At 36.7% G+C, this 13725-nt stretch carries 11 protein-coding genes; 4 read left to right on the forward strand and 7 right to left on the reverse strand.

Features of this window, described 5'->3' with window-relative positions:
- Positions 1 to 33 precede the first annotated feature (33 nt).
- On the forward strand, positions 34 to 2283 hold the full coding sequence (locus ACNH59_RS00670) for a cation:proton antiporter (RefSeq protein WP_418263535.1): 2250 nt from the start codon (positions 34 to 36) through the stop codon (positions 2281 to 2283).
- Between the two features lie 93 nt (positions 2284 to 2376).
- Here ACNH59_RS00670 and guaB read toward each other — a convergent pair whose 3' ends face one another.
- The 7 genes from guaB to ACNH59_RS00705 form a co-directional block, all read right to left on the reverse strand.
- Positions 2377 to 3849 carry an IMP dehydrogenase gene (gene guaB, locus ACNH59_RS00675; RefSeq protein WP_418263536.1) on the reverse strand — a complete coding sequence of 491 codons (1473 nt, stop codon included), beginning with the start codon at positions 3847 to 3849 and terminating at the stop codon, positions 2377 to 2379.
- Between the two features lie 188 nt (positions 3850 to 4037).
- Complete coding sequence (locus tag ACNH59_RS00680) at positions 4038 to 4505, reverse strand: VOC family protein (protein ID WP_418263537.1); 468 nt, start codon at positions 4503 to 4505, stop codon at positions 4038 to 4040.
- Between the two features lie 72 nt (positions 4506 to 4577).
- Positions 4578 to 5237 carry a DUF1801 domain-containing protein gene (locus tag ACNH59_RS00685; protein ID WP_418263538.1) on the reverse strand — a complete coding sequence of 220 codons (660 nt, stop codon included), beginning with the start codon at positions 5235 to 5237 and terminating at the stop codon, positions 4578 to 4580.
- 195 nt (positions 5238 to 5432) lie between these two features.
- Positions 5433 to 6731: a DUF5723 family protein gene (locus ACNH59_RS00690; protein ID WP_418263539.1), complete on the reverse strand. Its 1299-nt coding sequence runs from the start codon at positions 6729 to 6731 to the stop codon at positions 5433 to 5435.
- 101 nt (positions 6732 to 6832) lie between these two features.
- Complete coding sequence (locus ACNH59_RS00695) at positions 6833 to 7387, reverse strand: hypothetical protein (protein ID WP_418263540.1); 555 nt, start codon at positions 7385 to 7387, stop codon at positions 6833 to 6835.
- Between the two features lie 30 nt (positions 7388 to 7417).
- The gene (locus ACNH59_RS00700) at positions 7418 to 8281 is read right to left on the reverse strand and encodes a hydroxymethylglutaryl-CoA lyase (RefSeq protein ID WP_418263541.1); all 864 of its coding nucleotides are present in this window, start codon (positions 8279 to 8281) and stop codon (positions 7418 to 7420) included.
- Positions 8282 to 8564: 283 nt separating this feature from the next.
- Positions 8565 to 9497: a peptidylprolyl isomerase gene (locus ACNH59_RS00705; protein ID WP_418263542.1), complete on the reverse strand. Its 933-nt coding sequence runs from the start codon at positions 9495 to 9497 to the stop codon at positions 8565 to 8567.
- Between the two features lie 214 nt (positions 9498 to 9711).
- Here ACNH59_RS00705 and trmD point away from each other — a divergent pair, with 214 nt between their 5' ends.
- The 3 genes from trmD to ACNH59_RS00720 all read left to right on the forward strand — a co-directional run bounded on the left by trmD (position 9712) and on the right by ACNH59_RS00720 (position 13609).
- A complete protein-coding gene (trmD, locus tag ACNH59_RS00710; protein ID WP_418263543.1) occupies positions 9712 to 10389 on the forward strand; it encodes a tRNA (guanosine(37)-N1)-methyltransferase TrmD in 678 nt (225 codons plus the stop codon).
- Between the two features lie 209 nt (positions 10390 to 10598).
- The gene (gene rplS, locus ACNH59_RS00715) at positions 10599 to 10949 is read left to right on the forward strand and encodes a 50S ribosomal protein L19 (RefSeq protein ID WP_418263544.1); all 351 of its coding nucleotides are present in this window, start codon (positions 10599 to 10601) and stop codon (positions 10947 to 10949) included.
- A gap of 422 nt (positions 10950 to 11371) precedes the next feature.
- Complete coding sequence (locus ACNH59_RS00720) at positions 11372 to 13609, forward strand: NADP-dependent isocitrate dehydrogenase (RefSeq protein WP_418263545.1); 2238 nt, start codon at positions 11372 to 11374, stop codon at positions 13607 to 13609.
- The last annotated feature ends 116 nt before the right edge of the window (positions 13610 to 13725 follow it).

Here is a 13725-nt window from a genome sequence, read left to right on the forward strand (position 1 = left end):
TTTACAGAAGCATTGTAAAACAAAAATTCATTTATGAGTGCCGCAGCAACAATAGCCGAAACAACAAGCCATTTAAAACCCCTAATAAGCGATTTAGGACTAATATTGATGACCGCTGGTATCGCGGTTTTATTGTTTAAAAAACTAAAACAACCCTTAGTATTAGGATATTTAATTGCAGGATTCTTAGCTGGAAATCATTTCGATTTTTTCCCTTCGGTAAAAGACATTAAGAGTGTTGAAGTCTGGGCCGAAATTGGCGTAATCATTTTATTGTTCAGCTTAGGACTCGAATTTAGTTTTAAGAAATTAATGAAAGTCGGCGGTACCGCCTCCATCACTGCAGTCACCCAAATCATTACCATGGTCCTCTTTGGATTCATGGCTGGAAAATGGATGGGCTGGAAATTGATGGACAGCATTTTCTTAGGAGTAATTCTCTCTATTTCTTCGACCACGATTATTTTGAAAACCTTTGACGAACTAGGGGTTAAAGCACAAAAGTTTGCAGGAATCGTAATTGGGTCCCTAATCGTGCAGGATATTGTCGCCATTCTGATGATGGTATTATTATCAACTGTAGCGGCAACTCAAAACTTTTCAGGGAGTGAATTGCTCTTTTCTGTACTAAAGTTGGCGTTTTTCCTAACTGCTTGGTTTGTGGCGGGAATCTTTTTCATCCCTACCCTACTCAAAAAAGCCAAACATTTACTGACCGATGAAATGCTCTTAATCATCTCCTTAGCACTTTGCTTGATGATGGTGATTTTGGCTGCCGATGTAGGTTTCTCACCTGCTTTGGGCGCCTTCATCATGGGGTCTATTATTGCTGAAACAACTCAAGCCGAACATATTGAACATTTGATAAAACCTGTTAAGGATCTATTTGGTGCGATTTTCTTCGTATCTGTTGGAATGTTGATCAATCCAACCACACTTTATGAACATGCACTTCCTGTATTCATCCTCACTATTATTACCATTTTAGGGCAATCTTGTAGTTCCACCGTAGGTGCACTAATCTCTGGACAACCCTTGAAACAGTCTGTACAAACAGGAATGAGTTTGTCTCAAATTGGAGAGTTTTCATTTATTATTGCCACACTAGGGATGACTATGAATGTCACAAGTTCGTTCCTATACCCTATAGTCGTTGCAGTTTCTGCTATAACCACTTTCACCACACCATTTATGGTTAAAGCGGCAGTTCCTTTCTCAGAATTTTTAGAAAAAAAATTACCTCGTAGAATAACCAAAAAAATCAATCGTTACAGTACCAATGCCCAAGCGATTCGGGCAGTAAGCACTTGGCAAGTGGTCATAAGAACTCATTTGGTACACATTGTAATCCATACTATTATCATTACCTCTATCATTTTACTTTCGTCTAAATTTGTACTTCCTTTAGTTGAAGATTCTAAATTTGGAAATGCCATAGCGGCTTTGATTACAATTATTATAATCTCTCCTTTTCTATATGCTTTATCGCTACGAAAAATTGCTGTCAAAGAAGTAGCAACTTTATTTCAAGAACGTAAATACAAAGGCCCTATTTTAATGTTATTCTTTTTGCGAATGGGGCTGGCAGTCTTCTACATTGGATTTTTGTTGAATATCTTTTTCTCTCCTGTCATCGCTTTTATCGCTCTAGTTTGCGCCATTATTACCTACTTTTTATTCCCAAAACAATTGCATGAGCAATACCATAAAATAGAAGGTCATTTCTTAAAAAACTTAAACGATAGAGCCGAAATAGAATCTGTACGAATGGATAGAAAGCATGCCAACCTAACTCCATGGGACGGTCACATGACCAGTTTTACTATTGCTAAAGAGTCCAACCTAGCCGGAAAAACGCTTCGTGAAATTAAAATACGAGAATTAATGGGGATTAATATCGCATATATCAATCGTGGTGAGATTACAATTCAAGTCCCTAACAAAATGGAACGCCTGTTTCCTGGTGACGAAATTGGAGTCATTGGTACTGATGCGCAAGTGAAACAATTTGCGGAATACCTGCGCCAAAATGAAATCGAAATTCCAGAAAAAGTAGACAATGAAGTTGTTCTAAGACAAATTGAACTAGATAATGAGGAATTTATAGGGAAAGCCATAGGTCGTTCTAAACTTCGTGAACAAACCCAAGGTCTCATTGTGGGTATTGAACGTAATGGAGAACGTATGCTCAACCCTGAATCTAATATTATTCTAGAACGTAATGACATCCTTTGGATAGTAGGAAATAAAAAATTATTGAATTCCTTATTCAAGGAAAAATAAACAAACTATTGTTTCTCGACTGGAACAATGAACCACAAAAAAAGCGGTCTAAAACTATTTAGACCGCTTTTTATATTTTAGAAGAAACTGAAATTATCTAGAATAATTAGGAGCCTCTTTAGTAATCGTCACATTGTGTGGATGACTTTCAGTGATTCCACTTGAAGTTAGGCGTACAAAACGTCCTGTTTCTTGAAGTGTTGGAATGTCCTTAGCGCCACAGTATCCCATTCCTGCTCTAAGGCCACCAATGAATTGCAACATACTTTCGTTCAATTCTCCTTTATAAGGAACGCGACCTACAATTCCTTCTGGAACTAATTTTTTCACATCGTCTTCAACATCTTGGAAGTAACGGTCTTTAGAACCTGTTTGCATTGCTTCCACAGAACCCATTCCACGGTAAGATTTGAACTTTCTTCCTTCAAAAATAATGGTTTCTCCTGGAGATTCTTTAGTACCTGCTAACAACGAACCTAACATCACACAGTCAGCTCCTGCAGCAATAGCCTTTGGTATATCTCCTGTATAACGAATTCCTCCATCAGCAATTACTGGTACACCTGTTCCTTTGATAGCCGCAGCTACTTCAAGAACGGCAGAAAATTGAGGGAATCCAACACCCGCAACAATACGAGTAGTACAGATAGAACCTGGTCCAATTCCAACTTTTACACCATCAGCTCCGTTATCCACTAAATATTTAGCTGCTTCTGGAGTCGCAATGTTTCCAACGATTACGTCGATTTGCGGAAATTTAGATTTTACTTCTTTCAAAGTATTCACCACACCTTCGGTATGACCGTGTGCTGTATCAATGATGATTGCATCAACACCTGCATTTACAAGTGCTTCAGCTCTTTGTACCGCATCACCTGTTACCCCAATCGCTGCTGCTACGCGCAAACGCCCGTAAACATCTTTGTTTGCAATTGGTTTTTGAGTTAATTTGGTAATATCTCTAAAAGTAATTAAACCTACTAATTTATTATCTTCACTTACTACAGGTAATTTTTCAATTTTGTGTCCTTGCAAAACAACCTCAGCCTGTTCCAATGAAGTTCCTTCGGCTACCGTGATTAAGTTTTCACTAGTCATTACCTCAATGATTGGTCTTGCGTTGTTTTTTTCAAAACGCAAATCACGATTGGTAACGATTCCTTTAAGAGTTCTATTTTCGTCAACTACAGGAATACCGCCAATTCCGTATTCTTTCATTGCGTTCTTGGCATCTGCAACAGTAGAAGTTAATGGTAAAGTTACTGGATCGATTATCATGCCTGACTCCGCACGTTTTACTTTACGAACTTTAGCAGCTTGCTGCTCGATAGTCATGTTTTTATGTAGAACACCTATCCCGCCTTCTTGCGCCATAGCAATAGCCATTGCACTTTCAGTAACGGTATCCATTGCAGCAGCTACAATAGGGACGTTAAGTGTTATGTTTCTTGAAAATTTGGATTGGATACTCACTTCTCTTGGAAGCACATTGGAGTAATTAGGAACTAATAATACATCATCGTAAGTTAAACCTTCGCCGATAATCTTGGTGCTGTGTGCTATCATGGTGCAATTTCTAGTTGAATTGCGTGCAAATGTAGTGAATTTATTTGAAATAAAAATTGATTTTTAGCATTGAATTAGAGAAAGGGTATTAAGGTACAGCTAATCCCATGAACACTGAATAACTTTTGAACTACAAATTTCAAAGTTTAACAAAAAACAATTCCGTTTCTTACTTTGTGTTGTACGCTCTAGGACTTCTCTGAGAACATTTTATCCATTCTTTTTTGCATTTCTTCTGGACTGACCACTTCGATATGGGTGGCAATCATCCATTTGTACCCAAAAGGATCTAAAACCTGCCCCGTTCTATCGCCATAAAATTCATCTTTGATAGGCATCACTACTGTGGCTCCTGCCTCTATGGCTTGTTGAAATACTTTATCGGCATCTTCTACATAAATACTCAAAGCTACTGAACTTCCTCCTAAGGTTGTTGGACTAATAGCTCCCCAATCTGGATTTTCATCAGACATCATTAGTAAGGAGCCTTCAATTTCAATTTCACCATGGGCCACTAAGCCATCAGGCATGAGTAGTCGAAATCGTTCAATTGCGCCAAATGCTTTTTTATAGAATTCTATAGCTTCGTTACACCCTTTAATAATAATATAAGGATTTAGAGAATGGGCGCCTGGATAAATGTGTTTTGGTTTCATTTCACTGCCTTTTTAAAATTATAACACTTCATTTACACTATTATAAAAATACAAAAATAAATCTAAAATCACTCAAAGTATGTCCTTATGTGAACCATCACAAATCGGATATTTTTTAGACAATCCACAGGTACAGTCATTTATTCCTTTCCCGTCAAGAATTTGATGGAAATATTTTTCGATTCGGCTAATGCGAGTTTTGGATTGTTTTGCGGCATTAAAAAACAAGTTATACCCCCTTTGTCTTCCTGGAGTTAAAGATTCGAAGGCTTTTTTAAAATTTGGATTCTCTTCAAATTTTCTCAATAATTCTTCTGAAAATTCTAAGGCATTATTTTCTTTCAACTCAACTTTCAAACCTGCTTTTTCCACCTCAATGGCTTGGTAGATATAGGTTTTTAAAATAGCTTCTTTTTGGACAACTTCATCAAGACTTCTAAACTTTATCATTCGCACAGATTGCGAGTTTTCACCTGGTGCTTCTAATAAATTATCTGTGTCTTTCAACAATACGCCTTTAAAAAAACTCAAGCTGCAGTAGTCTTTGAAATTCCCTATCAAAATAACATTTGTATTTTGATACGCATAACAAGGTTGTTTCCACTTCAATTCTTCGGTTAATTGACATGCTAGAAGTATGTTTCGTAACTGAATCATTTCGTTTTGCCAATGCTTTGCATTGCATAAAAATTCGTCCACTTTTGGATTCATGATTGTTAACTTAGAATTCATTGTCTCTCAAATATACCAAAAAATATCATTATACCCCAACTCCCTAGTCCAGATGGAAATGGAAAGCCCAGAGCAGCTAGCATCACTTTTTTCTTACCCAAAAAGAGCGACCGGAGGAAGCTCCTTTTTTGGGTTTAGAAAAAGGATGCTAGCAGTGAGGACTTGTAATGTACAGCTGGGAATGACTCCTAAAAATTAATCTTCCTCTCTATCCTTGAACACGAAATTGAGTCCAAATTGAAACGAGAGACTTCTAGCTTTGGCGAGATCCCTATAGGCTAATAAATTATCACCCATCAAGTAAATATTGAAAGCTCCAATCTGGCCTGAAAGCCCTAAACCGATATTGGTATACGAAAAAGAGTCCAATGTATAGGTCGCTTTTAGATGTAGTTTATTAGCTATATTTCTTTGGTAAAAAGCAGTCAAGGCCATCATAGGACTCCTAGGACTTGTCATCATAAACAACTGTGCTCCTACAGCATTTTGATAGCCGTTATTATCATTTCCGTAGCAATTGCAATCTGCGGTTCCACGTCCGTCGTTGAATGAATATTGATACGAGGCATTCATTTTAACAGGTCGCCAAGTTCTATAGGCAGTTCTAGTGGTATCCAGCGAAATTGCATTTTGAAAATCACTAAAACTACTTCCTGAATTATTAGGATCTATAAAATCAGGATTGATTCCCTCGTACTCATAATAACCATTGAAATTATAGGTCTTTACATCCTTACTATGGCCAATAAATCCAACATCTAAAATACTCCCTGTCCACTGAATATTTTTTTTGGGGTAATAGGTAAAACCAACATCCAACCCCAAACCTAAATCAGGACCTAAAAAGGCTTTTTTTACAACGCTTTTAGCATCACTATTTTGACTATTACCATCTATATAACTGGAAATTCCAGAGGTTTGCAACTGTAAGTTAGAATAAATTACTTGCTCATACATGGTTGTATTTGACGGAATCGTATAGATATAACCCGAATTTCGTGTAGTTGTGGCATTGAAACCACTGGTGTAAATTTTCCCTCTTGCTCCAAATATTAAATTCTCTTTGATGTTCTTGTGAAAACCTAAATGCAAAACAGAAACTGCCTCGGCTCTAGCTTTCAAATCCCCTAAATTGAAGGACCTTCCAATATAATTTTGATTTCCGTCCAAGGCCAAGATAGCTGGATCTTTGGGCACATATACAATTGCATCAAATTCTTGATACATCCCGAAAGATATGTAGGTAGGACTATCCCAATCCCCTACTCTAAAGCCACCATTTAGGATTTCCAGTTGCTCATTGACCACTAATTTATCATTGTTAGTAGTCGAAAAAACAACATCACGGAGTTTGGTATTAAAATCGACTCCATTATCAGCAAACAAATCATAAGCTGAAAATCCCGAAGAACCTACATGAGTAGAAAATCCTGAAAGTAAAGGCACTCCAAAATAAAACTTATAAGAAACGTCAGCTCCAGGATTTGTGATCATGGATTGAGGCACTGAGGTAAAATTGTATAAAATTTGTTTGTTCTGAGCTAAGCCACTAAAAAATATAAAAAATAGGAGCCAATGAATCCTTCTTAACTTTCTCATTCTATCTCCATATAAACAGTTGCACTTGATCTTAATTTTAAACTTCCTGGACTATTTTCAGTCAATGGTGTTCCAGGGGGCATTACTAACCTAAATCCCATTTTATCCGTTTGTTTTAACAAGTCCAATTTAGCTCCTTGAAACAATTCTGTTTTAGTCACGACCTGTGGAGCCCCGCTGGATGCCGGTACATTAAAATTAATTGCATATACTATTTGATCTGCTTTATTCAGCATCACTAAATCAATAACATAAGCCCTATTAATGGTATTTGTGATTTCAAAAAACAAATCGGCACGCACTAAGTTATCTCTAAAAAAAGAATCTCTAAATGCATCAAAATTAAGTGCTGCAAAAGCCGCATTTGTCTCCACTCCATTGGTCACAAACTCATGAGCAGGAACATCAAAATACGTTAAATTAGCTACTATAATTGGATTTATTTTAAATTCGTTTACTTGATCAAAATCCAATTCACTGGAACAGGAATAAGACATAGATAGCATCAAGAGTAAGCTAAGGATTTTATAAATTATAGGTTTCTTTTTCATTGAGGTTTATGGTATTTTACTTATTAGCAATCATCTGTACTTGCCAAACAACTTAGAGGCTACATTGTAAGCCGACTCAAAACTTAACGGATTTAAATGAGTATTTATTTTATTTCCTGTAAAATAGGATAATAACTTTTCAGTTGGCATATTTCCAGTGAGCTCATCTTTGGCCATTGGGCAACCGCCAAAACCTTGAATGGCACCATCAAAACGGCGACAACCCGCTTGGGTAGCGGCATCAATTTTTTCAAACCATTTGTCATAAGTAGTGTGAAAATGAGCACCAAATTCGATTTGGGGATATTGAGCAACCAAATGCGAAAACAGATACTGTATCACTTCTGGAGTTGAACTTCCGATGGTATCTGAAAGGGAAAGTATTTTCACTCCCATAGCAGCTAACTTTTCTGTCCATTGACTTACAATTTCAACATTCCATCGATCTCCATAAGGATTGCCAAAACCCATAGAAAGATAAGCCACGACTTCCTTATTGCTTTTATCGGCAATACTTAGAATTTCTTCCAAAGTGATCAGTGATTCGGCAATAGTTTTGTGTGTGTTTCTCATTTGGAAATTCTCCGAAATCGAAAACGGAAATCCCAAATAATCGATTTGCGAATGCGTCGAGGCGATTTCAGCCCCTTTAGTATTGGCTATAATTGCAAGCAGCTTACTTGTAGTTTGAGATAAATCCAATTGATCTAAAACTGCAGCAGTATCCCGCATTTGAGGTATGGCTTTTGGGGAAACAAAGCTTCCAAAATCAATCGTATCAAAACCTACTCGTAACAAAGCCTGTATATAGGCAGCTTTTTGTGCGGTAGGTATAAATGTTTTAATGCCTTGCATGGCATCTCTTGGACATTCTATGATTTTGACTGACTCCATATAGTCAAAGATATAAAAACTTAGAAATTGCTGAGGCTTGCACCAATAAGTTTTTAAAAATTTATTAATGATGGAAATTTACATTTGTATTTGGTCTTGGATACATATTAAGAAGTTTTAGATACCAATTACACCAATTAACACCAATACTTTGCGGTAAAAAAAATTTCACGAATTATTATCTACCTAAGGCAGATTCGTAAAATTGTAATATTCATACTTAAAACTAAAAATCCCGACTGTTTTCACAATCGGGATTAGATATGATTTTAAAATAAATGAATTATTTTACTTCCATTAATTCTACATCGAAAATCAAAGTAGCGTTTGGCGGAATTACTCCTCCAGCTCCATTAGCTCCATAACCTAGGTGTGATGGAATTACAAAACGCGCTTTATCACCCACTTTTAACAAAGCGATACCTTCGTCCCATCCTTCGATTACTTGCCCTTGACCCAAACGGAATTCGATTGGTTTTTTTCTTGGATAAGAAGAATCAAAAACTTTTCCAGAAGGCAAAGAACCTTCGTAGTGTACTGAAACCGTTTTTCCAGCTTCCGCTTGCTTTCCTTCACCTTTTTGAATGAATTGGTAACGCAAACCACTTTCTGTTTTTTGAAATCCAGCTGCAATTTCTTCCATCGCTGCTTCTGCAGCTGCTTTTTCAGCTTCTAAACGTTTTTTACGGTTTCCTTCAAAAGTTCTGAAAGCTTCAACTGCATTCCATTTTTCAGCCTCTTCACCTACTCTTACAATTTCTAATGTTTCAAGAGAATCTCCTTGACCAATAGCATCAACAACATCTTGACCTTCGATTACGTGACCAAAAACAGTATGTTTCCCGTCTAACCATGAAGTTGGAACGTGTGTGATGTAAAATTGAGAACCGTTAGTTCCTGGACCAGCATTAGCCATTGCTAAAACTCCTGGCTTGTCATGTTTTAAACTTGGGTGAAATTCGTCATCAAATTTGTATCCTGGCCCACCTGTTCCAGATCCTTGAGGACATCCTCCTTGAATCATGAAATCAGGAATAACTCTGTGAAAAGTTAAACCATCGTAATATTTAGTTCCTTGAGGTTTTACACTATTTTCTAAATTCCCTTCAGCAAGCGCCACAAAGTTACCTACTGTACCTGGAGTCAAATCGTGTGTTAACTTTACTAAAATCGCTCCTTTTGGAGTGTTGAATTTAGCATATATTCCGTTTTCCATCATTGTTATTTTTAAATTGTGGTGCGAAATTACAAATTTAATTAGAGAATTGAAAAAGAATGACTTCTAAGAGCAAAAATAGATATAGAGAAGAAAGTAACAAAATTATGGATTACCGATACTTAAAATTAGCACTAAAATTGATTTTTGAAATTGCAATTGCAATTGAATTTTGCTTTCGTAACTTTGCCAACTTATTAGATAGAAGAAAATCATGCGCATCGACATTATTACTGTTTTACCTGAATTATTAAGGAGTCCTTTTGAAGCTTCGATTATGAAGCGTGCCATTGACAAGGGACTAGTTGAAGTTCATTTTCATAATTTAAGAGACTACACAACCAACAGACAAAAAAGTGTAGACGATTATCCTTTTGGAGGCGGAGCAGGAATGGTTATGACCGTACAACCTATAGATGCTTGTATCACCCACTTGAAAAGCGAAAGAGATTATGATGAAGTCATTTATATGACACCCGATGGAGAAACATTGAATCAAAAAATGTGCAATTCCATGTCGATGTACGAAAATATCATTATCCTATGTGGTCATTACAAAGGTGTCGACCAACGGGTTCGAGATCACTTCATTACCAAAGAAATTTCAATAGGCGACTATGTATTGAGTGGTGGCGAATTGGGAGCATTAGTTTTATCAGACGCACTAATCCGATTGATTCCAGGTGTTTTGAGTGATGAAACCTCAGCGTTAACAGATAGCTTTCAAGACAATTTATTGTCCCCACCTATCTATACACGACCTGCAGATTATAAAGGATGGAAAGTTCCTGAAGTCTTAACTAGCGGTCATTTTGCCAAAATTGACAAATGGCGTGAAGATATGGCGTATGAACATACTAAAAACAGAAGACCGGATTTACTTGAAGAGTAGAGTTTATAAGGCTCTAAGATACTAAGACTCTTAGGTACTACGTTTTTTTAGTCCAAAGAATCTAAATCACTTAAGATTTCGAAAAAAAAAACTTAGCACCTAAGCAACTTTTTCAAACTTTTTTCCATACTTTTGCGCCCACATTTGATCAACCTCTGGCGATACCCGTGAATGTTGGTCCGATTTTAAACCATAATTTAGCATATAAAATGGCAAATTTAGTAGATTTCGTTAATAACGAATATGTTGCAAAAAAAGATTTCCCTGAATTCGGAGCTGGAGATACAATCACAGTTTACTACGAAATTAAAGAGGGTGAAAAAACTAGAACTCAGTTCTTCAAAGGAGTTGTAATCCAAAGAAGAGGTACTGGAGTTACTGAAACTTTTACAATCCGTAAAATGTCAGGTTCAGTTGGTGTTGAGCGTATCTTCCCAATCAACTTGCCAGCTTTACAAAAAGTTGAAATCAACAAAAGAGGTTCTGTACGTAGAGCTAGAATTTTCTACTTCAGAGAACTTACTGGTAAAAAAGCAAGAATCAAAGACAAAAGAAGATAATCAATTATCTCTTTATTATAAAAGTCTCGACCTAGTCGGGACTTTTTTTTTGACTTTAGAAATCAAATAGCAAACAGACAGAACGAATTCGCTTTCACAACTGCACAGTTGAAAACTTTTTTTTTACCCACTGCAAACATAAAACAGCTTGGTTTTCTAGTTCTAAAATATCCCTATAACAAATTCTGCCTTATAAAATTAAGAACACTAATTTTCAAAAAACAGAATTCTTAGTTTATGAGCGATTCATTAAAAAAATAACATTTTAAACCTAAGTCGTTAGTTATCCCATAATTCGGTGATTTCTCGATTAATCTTCTGCGTATTTTGGTCTGATTTACATATATTTGCACGGCTTTGTTCAAAGCAAACCATACATTTCACATTCTTACCATTAGGATTACGTTTATAAATTTTAAAAAATGACACAAAAATCAAAGATTGTTTACACATTAACTGACGAAGCACCTTTGTTAGCTACTTATTCTTTTTTACCAATTGTTCAAGCTTTTACTGCTACTGCAGGTATCGAAATTGAAACTGAAGACATTTCAGTTGCAGCTCGTATCCTTGCTAACTTCCCAGAATTTTTGACTGAGGAACAAAGAGTAAAAGATTCTTTGGCTGAATTAGGAAAATTAGCTACTGCTCCAGAAGCAAACATTATTAAATTACCAAACGTTTCTGCATCTGTTCCTCAATTAAAAGGAGCGATTGCTGAATTGCAAGCACACGGATACAACGTACCAAATTTCCCAGAAGATCCTAAAAACGATGCTGAAAAGGAAATCAAAGCAAAATATGCTAAAATTTTAGGTTCTGCTGTAAACCCAGTTTTACGTGAAGGAAACTCTGACCGTAGAGCTCCTAAAGCAGTAAAAAATTACGCAAAAGTAAATCCACATTCTATGGGAGCTTGGTCTGCTGATTCCAAAACAGCTGTAGCTTCTATGAGCGAAGGTGATTTTTACGGAAGTGAGCAATCATTGACTGTAGCAGAAGCTACGGATGTAAAAATCGAATTTGTAGCTGAAGACGGTGCTACTACTGTTCTTAAAGCTAGCACTCCATTGAAATCAGGAGAAATTATCGATAGTTCAGTAATGCACTTAAATGCTTTAAAATCTTTTGTTGCTAAAACAATTGCTGAAGCAAAAGCACAAGGCGTATTGCTTTCTGTTCACTTAAAAGCTACGATGATGAAGGTTTCTGACCCAATTATCTTTGGAGCTATCGTTGAAGTATATTTCAAAGACGTTTTTGAAAAATACGCTGCCTTATTTGCTGAACTTGGCGTAAACACTAAAAACGGTTTAGGTGACGTATATGCAAAAATTGCAGGTCACGCTCAACAAGCAGAAGTAGAAGCTGCCATCAATCAAGCGATTGAAAACGGTCCTGCTCTTGCTATGGTAAACTCTGAAAAAGGAATTACAAACCTTCACGTACCATCAGATGTAATTGTAGATGCTTCAATGCCAGCTATGATTCGTACTTCTGGTCAAATGTGGAACAAAGAAGGAAAACAACAAGATACTATCGCTATTATTCCAGACCGTTGTTATGCTGGAGTTTATACGGCAACAATTGATTTTTGTAAAAAGAATGGTGCTTTTGACCCAACAACCATGGGCTCTGTTCCAAACGTAGGTTTGATGGCTCAAAAAGCAGAAGAATATGGTTCTCATGACAAAACCTTCCAAATGTCAGCTAACGGTAAAGTTCGTGTAGTTGATGTAAACGGAAACGTATTGATGGAACAAGCAGTTGAAGCAAATGACATTTTCAGAATGTGTCAAGCGAAAGACGCGCCTATTCAAGACTGGGTAAAACTAGCCGTAAATAGAGCACGTTTATCTGATACTCCTGCTGTTTTCTGGTTAGACGAAAAAAGAGCACACGATAGAGAAATCATCAAAAAAGTAAACACATACCTTAAAGATCACGATACAACTGGACTAGACATCCGTATCTTAAATCCAATTACTGCAACTGATTTTACTTGCGAAAGACTTGTAAAAGGTCTAGACACGATTTCAGTAACAGGAAACGTATTGCGTGATTACCTTACGGATTTGTTCCCAATTTTAGAAGTAGGAACTTCTGCTAAAATGTTATCTATCGTTCCCTTAATGAATGGTGGTGGATTGTTTGAAACGGGTGCAGGTGGATCAGCTCCAAAACACGTTGAGCAATTTGTAACTGAAGGCTACTTGCGTTGGGATTCACTAGGTGAATTCTTAGCACTAGGTGCTTCATTAGAGCATTTAGGACAAAGTTTAAACAACGAAAAAGCAATTGTTTTATCGGAGACTTTAGATCAAGCCAATGATGCTTTCTTGCAAAACGATAAATCACCAGCTAGAAGAGTAGGTCAAATTGACAACCGTGGTTCTCACTTTTACTTGGCTTTATACTGGGCACAAGCTTTGGCTGCACAAACTAAAGATGCTGACTTACAAGCCATCTTTGCTCCAATTGCAAAAGAATTGACGGATAACGAAGCTACCATCAACGCTGAATTAATTGGCGCACAAGGAAAACCACAAGAAATTGGTGGTTACTACCAACCCAATCCAGCTTTAGTAAGCAAGGCGATGCGTCCAAGCACAACTTTGAATACTATTTTAGATAAAATTTCAACATTAAAAACGGCTTAATCGTTTTTATACTTACTATTCTAAAGACAACTCGAAAGGGTTGTCTTTTTTTTGAAGCAAAAACACCTAATTTCACAACCACCCTCCCTCCCGCTTTCCGCTGCAATCTTTTCCTT

It is taken from the genome of Flavobacterium faecale (assembly GCF_048320115.1).
In the GTDB taxonomy this organism is placed as follows: domain Bacteria; phylum Bacteroidota; class Bacteroidia; order Flavobacteriales; family Flavobacteriaceae; genus Flavobacterium; species Flavobacterium faecale_A.